We start from the raw sequence: 17,782 nt of genomic DNA, 5'->3' as shown, positions 1-17,782 counted from the left end.
ACGACTGATCTGGGCGCTATCCGCTTCCGTACGCGTGAACTCCGGCTCGACAGCTGCCTCTACCTGGTCGATGCCCGGCAGAGCCTGCACTTTCAACAACTATTCGTCACTGCCCGAAAAGCTGGCTGGTTACCGCTCGATGCGCATTACGAGCATGTCGGTCACGGAATGGTGATGGGCGACGATGGCAGGCCACTGAAAACGCGTTCTGGTGAAAACGTCAAATTGGTCGATTTGCTTGACGAGGCGGTTGAGCGGGCCTTTCAACTGGTCAGCGCGAAGAACCCCGACCTGCCCGAAGCGAGCCGCCGCGATATTGCCAGTGCCGTCGGCATTGGCGCACTGAAATACGCCGACCTCTCCAAGAACCGCAATACCGATTACATCTTCGACTGGGACGCCATGCTCAGTTTCGAAGGCAACTCGGCCCCCTACCTGCAATACGCCTACACCCGGGTCAGAAGCATCTTCCGCAAGGCCGGACAATGGGATGCGGCAGCACCGATCACCATATCAACATCGGCAGAACATGTACTGGCACTGGAGCTGGCCCGGTTTGCTGACGTTGTTTACCAGGTGGCGCGCGACAGCCAACCGCACTTTTTGTGCGCTTATCTGTACAACGTCGCGACCGCGTTTTCACGGTTCTTCGAAGCCTGCCCGGTCATCGAAAACGGCATCGCCAATCCTTCACGCCTGAAGCTGTGCGATGCTACCGGCAAGACCCTGGCCACTGGCCTTGGCCTCTTGGGCATCAATGTGCTGGAGGCCATGTAGGCCGCCATGAGCGACACCTTCTGCACCACCCGTGAAGCGGCGGCCCTGCTGGGCGTATCGGTCGCCACCGTGCAAAGCATGGTGGAGTCCGGCAAGCTGCAGGCCTGGAAAACCGAGGGTGGGCATCGGCGCATTTATCGCGACTCGGTCGAGGCGCTGCTGCGGCAGCGCAATGACCGAAGCCGGCCGCTCGATGTGCTGGTTACCGAAGATAACCCCGCCCTGCGCAAGCTGATGGATCGCATGCTCACTAGCTGGGGGCTGCCGATTACGGTTGAGACGGCAGAAAACGGCGTAGCCGCCTTGATGCGCATTGCCCGGCGCACGCCGGACCTGTTGATTACCGATCTGATGATGCCGGAAGTCGATGGCTTCAGCCTGATCCGCCAGCTACGCGCCGACGCGCAAACCCGCCAGCTGCGCATTATCGTGGTCAGCGCGCTAGACGCAGCCCAGATCAACGAGCGCGGCGGCCTGCCCGACAATGTCACCGTGCTGGGCAAGCCGATTGCCTTCGACCAACTCGAAGCACTGATCCGTGGCTTGTTGCTCGGGCGCGACGGCGCCTAGGCTGGGTTGCCGCGATAAACCCATGCCTGGCGAGCTGCGCATTGCCGTACTCTCCGACATCCACGGCAATCTCGCCGCGCTGGAAGCGGTGATTGCCGATATCCGTCGCCACGGCGTCGATGCGGTGATCAATCTGGGCGATAGCCTGTCCGGCCCCTTGCTACCGCTGCAAACCGCGCAATGCCTGATGGCGCAGGACTGGACCCATCTGGCCGGCAATCATGAGCGGCAGATACTTGAACTGAACGAGCGCTCAGCCGCTTCCGACCAGTTTGCCCATGCGCAATTGGGCGAGCACGAGCTGAGCTGGATCGCCAGCCTGCGCCCTGCCCTGCAATGGCGTGAGCAGGTGTTTGCCTGCCATGGCACGCCGCACAGCGATGTGCTGTCCTTGCTGGAAAACGCAGATCGGCCGGCGCGGCCCGAGGAAATCGAAGCACGCCTAGGCGGCGTGCAGGCAGAACTGCTGCTGTGCGGCCATACCCACGTCCCCCGCAGTGTACGTAGCCGCAGCGGCATGCTGATCGTCAACCCCGGCAGCGTGGGCCATCCCGCCTATCTCGACGACTACCCCTATCCGCATGCCATCGAATCGGGCTCGCCCGATGCGCGCTATGCGCTGATCGACTACCGCGCGGGGCACTGGCACAGCCAGCTGCTCAACGTACCCTACGACCCCGCGCCCATGGCCCAGCTGGCGCTCAAGCAGCAGCGGCCAGACTGGGCACAAGCCCTGCTGACTGGATATGTGACATGAGCAAACCAAACCAAGCCGCACTCTTGATCATCGATATGCAGCAATGCATGGCCGACCCTGCTATCGGTCCGCGCAACAATCCGCAGGCCGAAGCCAATATCGAACGCCTGCTGGCCGCCTGGCGCGCGCTTGACGCGCCCATCGTGCATATCCGCCATATGTCGCGCTCGCCCGAATCGGTGTTCTGGCCCGGCAAGCCCGGTGCAGCATTTCAAAGCCGCTTTATGCCGCTCGATCACGAGCACATCGTGGAAAAACATGTCACCGATGCCTTCGCCCAATCGGGCCTGGAGCGCTGGCTGCGCGTGCGCTCGATCAATTCGCTGGTGATTGTCGGCGTAGCCAGCAATTATTCGGTGGAGGCCACCGCACGCGCTGCCGGCTGCCTCGACTTCATTACCACCGTAGTCAGCGACGCTTGCTATACCTTCGATCGGCCCGATCTGTCGGGCAAGGTTCGCAGTGCAGAAGACATCCACCAGATGGCTTTGAGCAATCTCAATGGCGAATACGCCCGCATTGTCGATACCGCAGCCGTGCTGACGAACTTGGCTGCGGCTCGTTAACAGGCTCTAGAAATCTTGGGGGGCGATATCGCCGGCCCAACAAAGGGCGTGCATTGTTCGCGCCACGCGAACCTCCCCCGTTTGAAGGGGGAGGCGCATTGGCGGCACGGTCGGCAAGCGAGGTGGCGCCACCGCTTTCAATGGGCTACCGGTGCGAGCGGCGCTTCCTGACTATTCGTCGTCGCGTCGTCCTTATCCTTGATCAAACGGGTCAGGAACGGGATCAGCGCGACCAGCACCACACCGACAATCACGCTGCCCCAGCCAAGCTGGCCGAACAGGCTGGCGTAAGCCGGGTTGGTAGCCAGGGCGGAATTGCCTTCCGGCTGTGGAATCATGCCGGAGAAGCGGCCGGCGAACACCGAGGCGAGGCCGGTCACCATCATCCAGCTACCCATCATGATGCCTTGGTACTGGCGCGGCGCCAGGCGGCCGATCATGGCGTAGCCCACCGGCGAGATCAGCAACTCACCCACGCTTTGCAGTACATAGCTGATAAACAGCCAGACAAAGGCGCTCTTGCCATCGGGCCCGGCCATGGAAATGCCCAGTGGCAGTACCAGAAAGCCAACACCCATCAGCAAAATCGACACCGAGAACTGCTTGGGCACGTCGATCTTCCAGCCGCGCTCGCGCAAGCGGGTAAACAGGATGGCCATCAAGGGGCCGCCAACTGCCACCACCACGGTATTGATATTCTGGATCCATTGCGGGGTAATCAGTACGCCCATGACCATCAGGTCGACATTGCGGTCAGCAAACAAAGCAAGGCCGCTCGGCGCCATCTGGTACAGCGACCAGAACACCAAGGAGCCCACCGTCAGCACCAGATAGGCCCACATATTGTTGCGTTCACGCGCATCCGGGTGGCGTACGGTCAGGTAAATCAGCGCCAGCAAGACGATTGCACTGACGATTTCCACCAGATGGCCGGTAATGGCTGGCACATGAAGCGCGGTCTGGATCAGCGGCACCAGGCCAACCACAATTGCCAAGCCGACCATAAAGCGTTGCTTGAACTGGTTGGGCGACACGTCCAGCAAGGGCGTGTTGCGATCAGTCAGCGTCTTCCAGTTGAACGCGGCCAGGGCAATCGACACCAGATTGCCGAGCGAAGCGAAGATGAACATGCTGGAATAGTCCAGCGACTGCTGGAAATGCCCGGCGCCGGTAAAACCCATGAAGAAGCCGACATTCATACCGGCATAGTTCCACAGGAAAGCGCTCTCGCGCCGGGTGTCGTCCGGCGCAAAGCGCTGGGTCAGCATCATGTTCAGGCAGGTGACATTGAGGCCGCTACCGGTCAGGAACATGGCCAGACCCCAGTAGAACATGGCTTCGCTACCGGTCGCCATGCAGGCACAACCGAGCACCTGCATCGCCATGCCGCCGACAAACAGATTGCGGTTACTGAGAAAACGCCCGCCCAGATAGCCACCGAATAGGTGCAGGCCATAGTTGAAAGCGCCAAACACCCCCATCAGCGCCGTCGCATCCTTGTCGGACAAGTGCATATGCTTGGTGGCATACAGCACCAGGGATGAATAGAGCACCGCATAACCCAGAGTGGAAAACATCTGGATAAAGAACAGCGATGCGGCACCATCAGGAATGCCGGCCAGTTTTTGTTTGAGAGAAGACAAGATGTCCTCCGAGGGTGAACTGCCTGTGCGCTTGGCCTCTGGCCGTGCTCAGGTCTGGGTTGCGCATGAATGCAAGAACCCTGGCGCTACAGCACCAGGGCAGCCGGGCAGCGCGAACGCGCCGCCAAAGGGCGCCATGATAGCGCGACCGACCTGGCCCGGGCGCGATGCTGTATTAGCACTTGCTATGTGTTTCGTTTCGCCAACATGCCGGCTTGGCGGGTTTGGCACCCGAATCCACCTAGGCAAGCACGGCTTGTCGTGCAAGCCATCGCATTGTCATTCGGCAGATGGAGCGAAGTGGAAGGCCTGGCGGGGGGCATTTGCAAGAGTCAGCGCGCATCATGCGAGCTTCAAGCTCACCCCGGATTTCGCCTGCGGCTGCATCCGGCTACCAGGCATCACCAAAGCCATCCAGATAGCCACGGAGCCAGCCACCATGACTGAAGATGACTTTCACACAAAGCGGCGCCAGAAACCTTGCGGCAGGCTGGATAGCTCGGCATCGCGCGCCCAGGCGTTTACCGCCAGGCGTGCCACTTCGAGTTGGTCGAGGTGCTCCAGTACCAGTGCGGTCAACCACGGGTCGAACTGGGTACCGGCGCCGGCAGCCAGATAGGCTGCCACCTCCTCGCGCTCCACCGCTGCACGATTGCAGGCATCCATGCGCAGGGTGTCGTAATTGTCGATCAGCGCAACAATGCGCGCGCTGACCGGAATCTCGCCGGCTTTCAGGCCGAACGGGTAGCCGCTACCGTCAAATCGCTCGTGATGAGCCAGGGCGATTTCGGTTGCCACTTGCAATTCGGGCACGCGCGAGCCACCCAGGATGCGCGCCCCGATCTCCGGATGCGTCTGCATGATGGCTTGCTCGGCATCGCTGAGCGGCTCGCGCTTTTTCAGGATGCAGTCAGGAACGCCCACCTTGCCGATATCATGCATCGGTGCTGCCCGGCCGATCCGCTCACACACCGCTTCACTGAGCCCGGCCCACGAGGCCAGCATGGCCGACAGCACGCCGATGCGCACGATATGCTCGCCGGTGTCGCTGTCTTTCCAACCTGCGGCTGCGGCAAGCCGAATCAGGATTTCCTGCTGTGCGCAGAACAGCGCATCGAGCGCTGCATCGCGCTGGCGTAGCACGGCGCCCATATCCTCCATCAGCCGGTGCATCTGCCGGTAGGCGCCATCAGCACCGGCCTGCTCCGCATCGGCATTGAGCGGGGATTCGATAGGGGTGCGCGGCAACGCCAGGTCGATTTCCTCGATCAGCATGGCATTGTCCATTTCGATCAGATCGGTTTTCATGCTGCAAGCTCCTGTTCAACGGGCGCCAATTCGGCAGGTGCCACCTTGAGCCACAGGGTGACACAGGTGCCCTGCCCCACTTCGCTGCTGATCTGCACCTCACCGAAATGCAGTTCGATGATCTCCTTGACCAGCGACATGCCAAGGCCGGTTCCCGGAATATTGCCGCTGGGGTCGGCGCGAAAGAACCGCTCGAATACCCGCGCCAGGTGCTCACTGCTCATGCCTATGCCCTGATCCACCACGCGTACGGCAACCCGCCCACCGACCACCTCGGCCGACACGGTGGCCACACCGCCATTGGGCGAGTATTTGAGTGCATTGCTGATCACATTGAGCAAGGCTTGCTGCAGCTTGGCGGCATCGCCTATCACCTGCGCATCGGCCAGCGTGCCGATCTCGATCCGCGCGGCATAGTCATCCACACACACCGCCTTGACCGCATCGCCCACCCAACTGGCCAGCGATAGCCGCTGTTGCTTGAAGTCCTGACCACGCCGCGCTTCGATACGGGCAAGGTCGAGCAATTCGTTGAGCAGATTGGTAAGGCGGCGCGACTGGCGAAGTATGGTTTCCAGCATGTCGCGCGCCATATCGGGCGGAAACTGGCGACTGAGCAGCAGCTCGGAAAAGCCCATGATCGACGCCATCGGTGTGCGCAATTCGTGGGCGGCGGTAGAGAGAAACTCGCTCTTCATGCGGTCCACCTCGCGTTCGCGGGTGATATCGCGCAGATGCAGCACGATGCAGGTGGTTTCGCTATCGGTGTAGAAGATGGACGGCTGCACCTCGCGTAGTGAGGGACGGCTGATGCGCAATACCGGCAAGACCAAGGGATCGCTGCCAAACAGATTGTCGGCCAGCGATTGATCGCGATGCCAGGCGACCCAGTCACACAGGTTGGCCTCGGGTGAATTGCGGTCAAGCTGCGCCCCCAGGCGCCGTTGCAGCTCGGCCAGCTCCAGCCCTTGCAAGTCACCCACCAGCATGCCGGTCATGCGCTCGAAGCCGGGGTTGGCATACTCTAGCCGACCGTGGCGATCGAAGGTGGCGAAGCCATCCGGCGTCAGGGTAAAGATCACCTCCTGCCGGTAGGCCCAGTCGCGAATCGTTTCATCGCGCTGCACCAATTCGGACATATCGTTCTGCACCCCGACAAAGTGGCGCACCACCCCGTCGGCACCGCTGACCGGCGAGATGGACAGCTGATTCCAGAAGCTGCTGCCATCCTTGCGGTAGTTCTTCAGGGTGACGGTACATTCGCGGCCATCCTTGATCGCCTGGCGCAGCTCTTCGATGGCAAAGCTATCGGTTCCCGGTCCTTGCAGCATGCTGCAATTGCGCCCAAGCACCTCGCTGGCCTGGTAGCCGGTCATGGCCTCGAAGGCCGGATTGACGAAGATGATGGGCTGATCGGGGCTGCTGATATCGGCAATCACGACGCCATTGTGGGTGGAAGCGAGGGCGCGATCGCGCAGCAGCAACTCCGCCTCGGCCTGCTCGCGCGCCTGGTCAGCACGCACCCGCTCGGTGATATCGCTGACAATGCCGGCCACATGCAAGGGCTGGCCAGCCGCATCGAGCACCACGTGGTAACGGTTGGCATGCCAGCGCACTTCGCCATCGGCACGCACAATGCGATAGCGTGCTTCGCCCGCGCTATCGGGACCGAGCTGGCTCATCAACTCGCTCATGGCCAGCCGGTCCGCTTCCGGCATCAGGCACAGCCAGGCCTTGGGCGAGGCGCTCAGCTCGGCGACCAGGCTGTCCGGCAGCACGCCGAACATGGTCCGCGCTGCCGGGCTCAGGTAGAGAAACTGCTTCATATCGAGGGTGGCGGAATACACCACATCACGCATCGAGGCGAGGATGTCGGACAAACGCCGCTCGGCCGAGGCCAGCGCTTCGGTGCGTGCCGCAACCCGTGCTTCCAGGTCATTCTGTTGCCCACGCAGCTGCTTCACCATCCGGTTGAAGGCCGCAGCCAGATGCTGCACCTCACGCGAGCCGCCGACATGCACTTCCTGAAAGCGCTGCACCGACGACTGCACGACTTCTTGAGCGGCATCGGCCAGGGCATCGAGTGGCTCGACGATATGCCGGCTGGCACGGCGCGCCAGCGCCAGCGCGCACAGGATCACCAGGCAAAGTACCAGCAGGTGCAGCACGGCAAGGCGCAGCAGCGGCCGCTCCAGCGCTGACTCGTCGAGCAGCACGGTGACCCCGAGACCGAGGCTGCCCAGATAGCTGTCCAGCGTCAATGCACGATTCAGGCGGCTTTCTTGCACTGTGCCGGCGCGGTACACCGGCCGGTCATGCAGGTTCAGACGTGCGCCGAAATCGGCCGGCAGGCTCTGGAAGGCACGACGCATCTGCGCTGCCAGGTCCACCTCCATCACCATCATGCCCTCCACCATGCCGGTGGGCAGGTAGGTCACCGGAAAGCCCATGATCAAATGCAGGCCGTCCTTGCCTACCGGCTCGATCATGCTGAACGCACGGCCCTCATTGACCCGCTTGCGCATGTCCAGAACTGAAAGATCGCTGGTGTCGATCTTGCCGGACATGCTGACCGCATCGCCATTCGCGTCATAGATGCCGAGCAGCAATACGTCGGGACGCGCCTGCTCGTACTCGCGCAGGAAGGGGTAGACATACGCATTGGCACCTTGCGAGTCCGACAGGGCATTTGCCAGCAACGAGCGACGCGACAATTCGGCAGCCTCGTCATGGGCGCTGTGAAACTCGAAGTCGATGCGCTGCGCCAGCATGCGGCTCGAATAGTCGAGCTGCCCGGCAATCTGCTGGCGCAGATGGCTATAGGTGAGCAAATAGGAACCGATGCCGAGCATCAGGGTAATGCTGATTGCCAGCACCGCCGACAAGCCGAGGATATGCCGGCCGACGCTGCCGCGACTGCCCAGCCATTTGCCCAGGCGCTGGGTGATGACACCCTTGTTGGTCCATGGAATCGATTTCACGATCTGCTCCTTGGCTGCCTCAAGCAGCGGCTCGGCTGCGGTCTGCGGTGCGAAGCTGGCAAGCCTTGCTGGCTAACGCAAGGCGATGCCCATGGTGCCATCCACCGGCTGAAGCCGGCCGTCGCTGCTATAGCGGCTCAGAAATACATCGGCGGCACTCAAGGCTTCGTTTTGATCGGCAAAGGGCCGGCTGTAGCGCTTTACCACGCCGTCGAATCCCTTGACGCGGCTCATCGCCGCACGGATGGCCGGGCGCTCGGTACTGCCGGCAAGGGCGATTGCCTTGGCCAGCAGATGCGTCAGGTCATAGGCCTGCGCCATGCCGACCACCGAAGCAAGGCGATCCGGCTGGCTGGCACCGAAGTGCGCCAGGGCCTTGCGCTCGAACTGGCGGGCAGCCGGGCCGCGTGCATTGCTGAAGGCAAAGGTCTGTACCACCACCAGATCGACCGTGTGCAGGGCCGGCCCGGCCAGGGTCGGGAAGTCGCCCCCGGCAATGCCCCAGTGGCTAAGCACGGGCAGGCGATCCGCAGGCGGCAAGGCAGCCAGTTGTCGCACCAATTGGTTGCCGTCGCCTTCGTTAGCCACCAGGATGATGGCCTTGGCACCGGCCTTGCGCATGCGCAGGTATTGTTCGGCAAAACTTTGCTCGCCGCCCCAGTTGAACCACTCCAGCGATGCCAGGCGCACCGCATCGTCGTGGCGTTTTACATAGCGCTCGGCCGCCGCGGCGCAGCTGCGCCCCCAGGCATTGTTGGACAGCAACAGGCTGACTTTGTCGAAGCCTTTGCTGCGGGCATAAGCCAGCAAGGTATCCATCGCCCAGCTATCGCGCAGTGACAGCCGGAACACATAGTTGGGCACATGACCGTTATCGACGATGGGATCGGCAGCCGCCCACGGGTCGAGCATCAGCAGCTCCTGGGCATAGGCGGTGGGCAACTCTTCGATGGCAACCGGGCTGAACTTGCCGGTGAAAAAGCCCACCATATCGGGCATGCGCGCAAACTCGGCGACATTTTCACGGCCACGCGCCGGCACCGAGCGGTTGTCGCGCACTACCAGCTGCAAGGGGCGGCCACCGAGGACCCCGCCTGCGCCATTGATCTCGCTGATTGCCGTCTCGATACCGAAGCGGATTGCATCATCGGACGTGGAAGTGCGGTCGGACACTTCGGCATCGAGCCCGAGCAGAACCGGCTCGGCCGCTGTGGCCGTCAGGGCAAGGCACAGCGTTGTCATCCATCCTGCCAGCATCTTGTACATGATCGTTCCCCTTTGCCAGACGCCTGCTGTTGCAGGCTGTTGCCTTCGGCGCAATCAGGCTGCCATGGCCAGCGGCGGGCGGGTTTTCAGCAGGTTTTCCACCGTGTCGATCAGCTCCAGCGGGCTGAACGGCTTGGTCAGATAGGCATCGACCCCGGCCGCCTTGCCAGCATCGAAATCAGCCTGCTGGCCTCTTGCCGTCAGCATCACCACCAGGGTGTCGCGTAGGGCCGGATCGGCGCGGATACGCTGGCACACCTGCAAGCCATCGAGCTCGCCCGGCATCATGACATCGAGCAGGATCAAGGCCGGATGCATGGCCTCGGCCATCTTCAGGCCCAGCAGCCCGTGATCGGCCTCCTGGACCTCGTAGTCGCCAAAGCTCAGGGTCATGCGGATCAGCTTGCGGATATCGGTTTGGTCTTCGACCACCAGCAGCAGGGTTTTCATGATGTTCTCCTACGCGTTGCAGGTTTACTGCGGCAAGGCCGGGGCAGTCTGGCGCCTGGCCATCAAACGGCTGAGGTCGCGCGCGTAGCGCTCCATTTGCGCTGCATCGACGGTTTCGGCCTGATGCGGCGCACCGATCGGCAGTTCGATCATCAGGCTCGGCTCATCGCTCTCATCGAGGCGTACATGGCCGCCATGGCGGCTGATCACCGCCCGGGCCAGGGTCATGCCCAGGCCCAAGCCGCGCAGGGCGCGCTGGCCGCGTTCGGACTGGCAGCCCTCGAACGGCAGGAACAGCCGGTCGCGCTGCGCCGCCGGGATCGGCCGGCCATTGCTGCGTAGCTGCAGCGCCAGGAATTCACCATGGACATGGGCGCGCACCAATACTTCGCCGCCGCTCGGCGCATGGCAGACCAGATAGGCAGCCAGTTCGCCAATTGCCCGGCTCAGCCAGTCGCGACTACCGTAGACGGTAGGGAGGCTGGCTTCATCAACTGCCAGGGTCAGGGTGATGCGTCGTTGCTTTGCATCGGGCTGGGCGAGGGATAGAGAATCCTTCAGCAGCTCGGCCAGGGGCAGGCGATCATTCTGTTCCAGCGGCGCATTGGCGCTGGCGGCAGCCAGCATGGTCAGCTCGGTGATGCGCTGATTGAACTGCTGCCAGGCAAGATGGGCTTGTTCGCGCACAGAATCGGCATCGCTATCGGCATCCTTGAGTGCAGCAAACGCATCAAGGCAGGCTTGCGCCGAGCTTTCGCAGCCCTCCTGCACCAGCACCATCAGATTGCGTACCGTGGTCTCGTACAGGCGCTTGGCACCATCGTCATGCAGCAGCAGGATCAGATCCTCGCCGACCGGGCTGGCCAGCAAGTAGGCGTCCAGTCCGTCCTGCTGATGATCAGCATCAAGACGGAACTGCACCGGTAAAGCGATATGGCCATTGCGTGCAGCCTGCAGCTGGCGAAGCAGTTGCGGCTGATCAAGCGCCGCACCGACCAGCATCGGCATGATGCGCGCAGCTTCCGGGTTGGCGTAACGAACGATTCCGTCGGGACTGACGATCACCACGCCGTCGCGAATACGTTCGAACATCAGGCGCATATTGCGGTTCATGATGCATCCCTTCGGCTGCCAGGCCGGGCTGGTTGGTCATGAACCCATGCTATATTAGGTTTTGATAATTATCAATTTTGATACTTTCAGTATTTACATCATTCAGACAAGCGGTTGCTTGGTAGATATTTGCGGCAGTGGCAGCCGCCGCTACCCAGCTTGCCGCCAAACCGGGCGGGCAATAAAAAACCCACCGCACAGGCGGTGGGTCAGGCTTGGCCGGGATCCAGGCAGCGATTACTTGACCGACACGCTGTCGGCAATGTCCTGGTATTCCTTGATCTCGTTGAAGTTCATGTAACGGTAGACCTCGGCGGACTTGGCATTGATCACGCCGATATCGGCCATATACTCTTCCTTGGTCGGGATGCGACCGAGCTTGGAGCAGATGGCGGCCAGTTCGGCCGAGCCCAGATACACATTCGAGTTCTTGCCCAGGCGATTCGGGAAGTTGCGGGTCGAGGTCGACATGACGGTTGCGCCTTCACGCACCTGTGCCTGGTTACCCATGCACAGCGAGCAACCTGGCATTTCCATGCGCGCACCGGCGGTGCCGAAAGTGCCGTAGTAGCCTTCGTTGGTCAGCTGTTCGGCGTCCATCTTGGTCGGCGGGGCCACCCACAGCTTGACCGGGATATCGCGCTTGCCTTCCAGCAGCTTGCCGGCGGCGCGGAAGTGACCGATGTTGGTCATGCACGAACCGATGAATACTTCGTCGATCTTGGCGCCCGCCACTTCCGACAGGGTCTTCACGTCGTCCGGATCGTTCGGGCAGGCCACGATGGGTTCGTGGATATCGGCCAGATCGATGTCGATGACTGCAGCGTATTCAGCATCGGCATCGCCCTTGAGCAATTCCGGCTTGGCGATCCACGCTTCCATGGCCTTGATGCGGCGCTCCAGGGTGCGGGCATCGGCATAGCCATCGGCGATCATATTCTTCATGAGCGTGATGTTCGACGTCATGTATTCAATGATCGGTGCCTTGTCCAGATGCACGGTACAACCGGCGGCGGAGCGCTCGGCCGAAGCATCGGACAACTCGAACGCCTGTTCCACCTTCAAGTCCGGCAGACCTTCGATTTCCAGGATACGGCCCGAGAAGATGTTCTTCTTGCCCGCCTTGGCCACGGTCAACAAGCCTTGCTTGATGGCATACAGCGGAATGGCATTGACCAGATCACGCAGGGTCACGCCGGGCTGCATGGTGCCCTTGAAGCGCACCAGCACCGATTCGGGCATGTCCAGCGGCATCACACCGGTGGCAGCGGCGAAGGCCACCAGACCGGAACCGGCCGGGAAGGAAATACCAATCGGGAAGCGGGTATGCGAGTCGCCACCGGTACCGACTGTATCGGGCAGCAGCAAGCGGTTCAGCCAGGAGTGGATCACACCATCGCCGGGGCGCAGGGCCACGCCGCCACGGGTGCTGATAAAGGCTGGCAGTTCCTTGTGCATCTTCACGTCCACCGGCTTGGGGTAAGCGGCGGTGTGGCAGAACGACTGCATGACCATATCGGCCGAGAAGCCCAGGCAAGCCAGGTCTTTCAGCTCGTCGCGGGTCATCGGGCCGGTGGTGTCTTGCGAACCCACGGTGGTCATCTTCGGTTCGCAATAGGTACCGGGACGCACGCCCTGGCCTTCCGGCAGGCCACAGGCGCGACCCACCATCTTCTGCGCCAGCGAGAAGCCCTTGCCCGAATCGACCGGCGCCTTGGGCAGGCGGAATTCGGTGGAAGCCGGCAGACCCAGCGCTTCGCGGGCCTTGGCGGTGAGGCCACGGCCGATGATCAGGTTGATACGTCCACCAGCGCGGACTTCATCCAGAATCACATCGGACTTGAGCTTGAACGATTCCACCAGCGCGCCGTTCTTCTCGATCTTGCCGGCGTAGGGGTAGATATCGATCACATCGCCCATTTCAAGCTTGGACACATCGACTTCAATCGGCAGCGAGCCGGAGTCTTCCTGGGTGTTGAAGAAGATCGGGGCAATCTTGCCGCCCAGGGTAACGCCACCGAAACGCTTGTTCGGCACGAAGGGGATGTCCTGGCCGGTTGCCCATACCACCGAGTTGGTGGCGGACTTGCGGCTGGAGCCGGTGCCAACCACATCGCCGACATAGGCGACCAGATGGCCCTTCTTCTTCAGGTCTTCGATGAACTGCATCGGGCCGCGCTTGCCGTCTTCTTCCGGCTTGAACGCCGCATCGGCGCGGGTGTTCTTCAGCATGGCCAGGTAGTGCAGCGGAATGTCCGGACGCGACCAGGCATCGGGCGCTGGCGACAGATCGTCGGTATTGGTCTCACCGGGTACCTTGAACACGGTGACAGTGATTTTTTCAGCCACTTCCGGGCGGCTCTTGAACCACTCGGCATCGGCCCAGCTTTGCAGCACGGCCTTGGCATTGCCATTACCCTGATCGGCCAGCGCCTTCACATCGTGGAAGAAGTCGAACACCAACAGCGTCTTTTTCAGACCTTCGGCAGCAATGGCACCGACTTCAGCGTCGCCCAAGAGATCGATCATCGGCTTGACGTTGTAGCCGCCGACCATGGTACCGAGCAACTTGGTAGCGTGGGCACGATCGATCAAGGGGCTCTTCACTTCGCCCTCGGCCACGGCAGCCAGGAAGGACGCCTTTACCTTGGCGGCATCGTCCACGCCCGGCGGTACGCGGTGGGTAATCAGGTCGACCAGCGTGGCCTCTTCGCCAGCGGGCGGGTTCTTGAGCAGCTCGACCAGCTCGGCAACTTGTTGAGCAGTGAGCGGAAGCGGCGGAATACCAAGAGCGGCGCGTTCGGCGACGTGCTGGCGATAGGCTTGTAGCATGGGGAGACCTTTGCTTGCGGTTGCGTTGTCGGGAAGCGGGCAGCGGCGTGGCGCGGCCCGATTGTCGTGTGGCAGTCCAGCCACCAGGTCACGAACAATCTTAGAAGTGGCGCAAGGGTAACCCCAAGTGCTGCTGCGCACAAACGAGTAATCGCCACAGATCTTGTGAGGTAAAATCACAGGATGAACCCTACCCTCCCCCCGCTCAATGCACTGCGTGCTTTCGAGTCAGCAGCCCGTCTGGAAAGCTTTTCCGCTGCCGCGAACGAGCTGTTCGTCACCCATGGTGCTGTGAGCAAACAGATAAAGCAGCTGGAAGAATGGCTGGGTGCCAAGTTGTTCGAACGCACCGGTGGCCGGGTCAAGCTGACCGAGGTCGGCTGGCGCTACCTGATACAGGTACAAGACGGCCTCGACATCATCGCCAACGCCACCGCGCAAATCCGCGAGCCCAGCCGCCAGCGCCGCATGGTGGTCAACTCCACCCCGACCTTCGCCATGCACTGGCTGCTGCCGCAGCTGTCGGAATTCCAGGAACAGCATCCGGATATCGCCCTGCATCTATTGACGTCCGACCGCGATATCAGCCGGCTCGATACACCGTTTGATCTGGCGATCCGCCGCGGGCCGGGCGACTGGCCGGGCCATATCAGCAAACCGTTTCTGGATGAGTGGGAACTGCCGCTATGCAGCCCGCAGCTGCTGGCCAGCCGACCGATCTCGCAACCGAGCGATCTGGTGAACCACACCCTGCTGACCGCCGACACCCGCCCGACTGCCTGGCAGCGCTGGCTTACCCTGGCGGGCGTACCCGACCTCAAGCCAGCAGCCACTCAGCAGTTCGATCATTTCTATCTGGCCCTGCAGGCAGCGCGCGATGGCCTGGGCGTGGCGCTGGGGCCGATGCCGATGATGCAGGCAGAAATCGCCAGCGGTCGCCTGATCGCGCCGCTGGCAGGGCCGGTCGTACCGGTACGCGGCTATTGCTGGATTGTGCCGCGCACTGCCACCAACGACCCGGCCATCACCGCGTTTTGCCAATGGCTGGAAGCGCGTGCCGAGCAGCGGGAGCGCGGCCTTTCCACCTGACTACCATCCGATAGCGGCTTGTGTGCATGTCCATGCTGCCTACCCCAGATTCTGGATGCGCGACTTGAAGGCATTGATTGCATCAAACAAGCTGGGAATGGCCGGCTTGGGTTTGGCCGCCTGGGTTTGACCTGGCGCATTGCTGAGTGGCGTGGCGCCGCTTGGGCCATGCTGGGTAGTCTTCACTTGCCCAAGCACTTGGCCGCGCCGGTTGTATGCCTGAACCCCGGCAGCCTGCCGCCCCAGTGTGACCCGGTCACCCACATTGCCGGCAGGATTTGCCGCATTGCTGGCTACCGGCGCGCCATTGCGCGCAATCGGCGCGGCGGGACCATTTGCAGTTTCGCCAGGCTTTGGCGTAAGGCTGGAGCTGGTGGCTGGTGGCTGGCGGCTGGTAACGGTAGATGGCACTGGACATTCGCAAGGTCTCCGGCTTCGGGTAAGCCGGGAAAAGCAAGACCTGTGCCTTCTGCTTGAGCCAGGGTGCAAAGCCAATGCGGCTCAAGCAGGAATGCCGTTGCAGCCACCAAGGGTGGCACGCTGCTTTGTGAACCGTCTTTTTCCAAGGCTGCAGACGCAGCGTGAACAGACGATTCGATCAACGCCCTATTGCGACATGGGCGCAGCACACACCTGGCGCCGTCCCGCCGCCTTGGCCTGGTAGAGCGCATCATCGGCGGCCTTGAGCAAGGCCTCTGCCGCAATGGCATGCTCGGGGTATTGGGCTACACCGGCCGAGAAGCCAAGGCCGGTCAGTGACTTACCGTCATACTCCACCGTCATGTCCTCGTACTGCTTGAGCAGGAACCTGACCCGGCTCACCGCATGCTCCAAGTCAATATCGCCAAGCACCAGACAGAACTCCTCACCGCCATAGCGGCAAGCCAGATCCGACCCCCTGACGCTTTCGCCCAGCAGGCGCGCCATCGCCATCAGCACCTGGTCGCCCATGGCATGGCCATACTGATCATTGACTGCCTTGAAGTAGTCAAGATCGAGCATCACCACGCATAGCGGGCTATTGCGGCGCTCGGCCTGCGACAGGTCTTTGTTCAGCACTTCTTGCAGGTAGCGGCGGTTGTACAGATTGGTCAGCGGGTCGCGGATCGCCTGCGCCCGCAGTTTCGACTGCAGCGCCTCGATCTCGTCGATCTTGCTCTTCAATTCGGCATTCAGCGCCTCCAGCGCCTGGCGTGCCCGCTCCGACTCGCCTTGCTGCTTGCGGGCAAAATCGCGTTCACGCTCGGTTTCGGCCAATTCAAACTGTGCCTGGGTCGCCTGCATCCTTGCCTTGCTGGCAACCGCCGTACTTGAGCCCAACAAGGTGATATGGCGGCGGATATGGCTATACGCCGCTTCAAAATTACCGCTGGCGGCATAGGCCTCCGATAAGGCCCGCTCGATTTCCGTCGGATAAAACGGGTCGTTGAGCTGTCCGACCAGCCGCTCGGCTTGCCGCAGCGCAGCAATGGCCGCCGGCACATCGCCCTGCGCCTGTTCGATCAAGCCCTTTACCCAATGACAATGCGCCTGAATGCGCACATCGTCATGCTCCAGCGCATGAGCGAGCGCCCGGGCAATCCACGCTTCGGCCCGTTCCGACATACCGCGCTTGGCAAATACATGTGCGGATATTGCTTCGAAAAAGGCGAAATCACTGCTGCGTGCGCCCTCCTTATGCTCGACCATATCCAGATAGGGCACCACCGTATCCCAGGCGCCGTCGTAGTTTTCCATGGCCAGCTGGCACATGGCCAGATTGCCGGCAACCAGCGGCGCCATCGCATCCAGCCGGGCTGAGCGCAGCAGACCTAATGCTTCAGTCAGCAACACCAAGGCGTCCTCATAGTTGCCCGATTCGTGATGGGTAGAACCGAGATTGGACAGCATCAGGGCAAGGTGAGAGGGTGAGCCGAGCTGGCGCGCGGCGGCCAGGGCGCGGTGGGCGAAGCGGAACCAGTCCTCACCCACGCCGCCTTCTGCCGAGTAGAAGTAGTAGGAGTTGTAAATCATGAAGGCATCGACCGGCAGCACATCGCTGCGGCTTGCCATCAACACCAACGCCTTGCTGATGACGGAGCAGGCATCGGCATAGGCACCGGTATCGCTGATCAAAAAGCCGCGCAGGAAAATCAGCCGGATCTGGCCACGGGTAAATGCATATTCATCGAACAGGCGCTCCATCACATCGAGCTCGCTCAATGCGACCGGCTTGACCATATAGCGTGCGTGATAGACCTTTACCACCAGGGCCGCCAGCGCCTCGCCAAGAAAGTCACCATGCGCGGCCGCAGCAATGACGGCCTGCTCTGCCGTGGAAAGGCCAGGCTGCAGGCCATCGTATTGTCCCAGCCAGGCGGCCTCGGTATCCACGCGCCAGGCTTGTTTGTCCAGTTGCTTTGCCAAGATCGCTCCTCCGCCCGCTTTGCA

General features: G+C 61.8%; 14 protein-coding genes. 5 read left to right on the top strand and 9 right to left on the bottom strand.

Annotation, left to right across the window (positions count from 1 at the left end; genetic code table 11):
- The 4 genes from argS to ACE3OH_RS01825 form a co-directional block, all read left to right on the top strand.
- The coding region (argS, locus tag ACE3OH_RS01840; RefSeq protein WP_374347663.1) for an arginine--tRNA ligase at positions 1–777 on the top strand (777 nt) is incomplete at its 5' end.
- Positions 778–783: 6 nt separating this feature from the next.
- Positions 784–1,347, top strand: coding sequence for a response regulator (locus ACE3OH_RS01835; RefSeq protein ID WP_374347661.1), 564 nt, complete (start codon positions 784–786; stop codon positions 1,345–1,347).
- 22 nt (positions 1,348–1,369) lie between these two features.
- A complete protein-coding gene (locus ACE3OH_RS01830; RefSeq protein WP_374347659.1) occupies positions 1,370–2,104 on the top strand; it encodes a metallophosphoesterase in 735 nt (244 codons plus the stop codon).
- Positions 2,101–2,670: a cysteine hydrolase family protein gene (locus ACE3OH_RS01825; RefSeq protein WP_374347657.1), complete on the top strand. Its 570-nt coding sequence runs from the start codon at positions 2,101–2,103 to the stop codon at positions 2,668–2,670. Before ACE3OH_RS01830 ends, ACE3OH_RS01825 begins: the two co-directional genes overlap by 4 nt.
- A gap of 137 nt (positions 2,671–2,807) precedes the next feature.
- On the opposite strand, the gene ACE3OH_RS01820 is transcribed toward ACE3OH_RS01825, so the two are convergent.
- The 7 genes from ACE3OH_RS01820 to acnB all read right to left on the bottom strand — a co-directional run bounded on the left by ACE3OH_RS01820 (position 2,808) and on the right by acnB (position 14,263).
- Entirely contained in the window at positions 2,808–4,313 is a 1,506-nt protein-coding gene (locus ACE3OH_RS01820) for a peptide MFS transporter (protein WP_374347655.1), read from the bottom strand.
- A gap of 456 nt (positions 4,314–4,769) precedes the next feature.
- On the bottom strand, positions 4,770–5,621 hold the full coding sequence (locus tag ACE3OH_RS01815) for an HD-GYP domain-containing protein (protein ID WP_374347653.1): 852 nt from the start codon (positions 5,619–5,621) through the stop codon (positions 4,770–4,772).
- Positions 5,618–8,602 (bottom strand): PAS domain-containing protein, encoded by a 2,985-nt coding sequence (locus tag ACE3OH_RS01810; protein ID WP_374347651.1) that lies wholly within the window; start codon positions 8,600–8,602, stop codon positions 5,618–5,620. The genes ACE3OH_RS01815 and ACE3OH_RS01810 overlap by 4 nt, the downstream gene beginning before the upstream one ends.
- A 72-nt stretch (positions 8,603–8,674) precedes the next feature.
- A complete protein-coding gene (locus ACE3OH_RS01805) occupies positions 8,675–9,868 on the bottom strand; it encodes an ABC transporter substrate-binding protein (RefSeq protein ID WP_374347649.1) in 1,194 nt (397 codons plus the stop codon).
- 54 nt (positions 9,869–9,922) lie between these two features.
- On the bottom strand, positions 9,923–10,318 hold the full coding sequence (locus tag ACE3OH_RS01800) for a response regulator transcription factor (RefSeq protein ID WP_374347647.1): 396 nt from the start codon (positions 10,316–10,318) through the stop codon (positions 9,923–9,925).
- 24 nt (positions 10,319–10,342) lie between these two features.
- Entirely contained in the window at positions 10,343–11,431 is a 1,089-nt protein-coding gene (locus tag ACE3OH_RS01795; protein WP_374347645.1) for a sensor histidine kinase, read from the bottom strand.
- 237 nt (positions 11,432–11,668) lie between these two features.
- A complete protein-coding gene (gene acnB / locus ACE3OH_RS01790; protein ID WP_374347643.1) occupies positions 11,669–14,263 on the bottom strand; it encodes a bifunctional aconitate hydratase 2/2-methylisocitrate dehydratase in 2,595 nt (864 codons plus the stop codon).
- 183 nt (positions 14,264–14,446) lie between these two features.
- Between acnB and ACE3OH_RS01785 the strand changes: the two genes are divergently transcribed.
- Complete coding sequence (locus ACE3OH_RS01785; protein ID WP_374347641.1) at positions 14,447–15,352, top strand: transcriptional regulator GcvA; 906 nt, start codon at positions 14,447–14,449, stop codon at positions 15,350–15,352.
- Positions 15,353–15,391: 39 nt separating this feature from the next.
- Here the strand turns inward: ACE3OH_RS01785 and ACE3OH_RS01780 are convergent, their stop codons facing one another.
- Positions 15,392–15,763, bottom strand: a complete 372-nt coding sequence (locus tag ACE3OH_RS01780; RefSeq protein ID WP_374347639.1) for a hypothetical protein — start codon at positions 15,761–15,763, stop codon at positions 15,392–15,394.
- Between the two features lie 195 nt (positions 15,764–15,958).
- Positions 15,959–17,758, bottom strand: coding sequence for a diguanylate cyclase (locus tag ACE3OH_RS01775; protein WP_374347637.1), 1,800 nt, complete (start codon positions 17,756–17,758; stop codon positions 15,959–15,961).
- Positions 17,759–17,782 lie beyond the last annotated feature (24 nt).

It is taken from the genome of Chitinimonas sp., assembly GCF_041904975.1.
Taxonomy (GTDB): domain Bacteria; phylum Pseudomonadota; class Gammaproteobacteria; order Burkholderiales; family Chitinimonadaceae; genus Chitinimonas.
The sequence above is the reverse complement of the archived record's forward strand: the minus strand, read 5'-3'. Positions and strand labels throughout refer to the sequence as shown.

Coding starts and splice junctions, on each gene's coding strand:
- ACE3OH_RS01835 (WP_374347661.1), top strand. CDS start 784: ATGAGCGACACCTTCTGCACCACCCGTGAAGCGGCGGCCCTGCTGGGC.
- ACE3OH_RS01830 (WP_374347659.1), top strand. CDS start 1,370: ATGCCTGGCGAGCTGCGCATTGCCGTACTCTCCGACATCCACGGCAAT.
- ACE3OH_RS01825 (WP_374347657.1), top strand. CDS start 2,101: ATGAGCAAACCAAACCAAGCCGCACTCTTGATCATCGATATGCAGCAA.
- ACE3OH_RS01815 (WP_374347653.1), bottom strand. CDS start 5,621: ATGAAAACCGATCTGATCGAAATGGACAATGCCATGCTGATCGAGGAA.
- ACE3OH_RS01805 (WP_374347649.1), bottom strand. CDS start 9,868: ATGTACAAGATGCTGGCAGGATGGATGACAACGCTGTGCCTTGCCCTG.
- ACE3OH_RS01800 (WP_374347647.1), bottom strand. CDS start 10,318: ATGAAAACCCTGCTGCTGGTGGTCGAAGACCAAACCGATATCCGCAAG.
- ACE3OH_RS01795 (WP_374347645.1), bottom strand. CDS start 11,431: ATGAACCGCAATATGCGCCTGATGTTCGAACGTATTCGCGACGGCGTG.
- acnB (WP_374347643.1), bottom strand. CDS start 14,263: ATGCTACAAGCCTATCGCCAGCACGTCGCCGAACGCGCCGCTCTTGGT.
- ACE3OH_RS01785 (WP_374347641.1), top strand. CDS start 14,447: ATGAACCCTACCCTCCCCCCGCTCAATGCACTGCGTGCTTTCGAGTCA.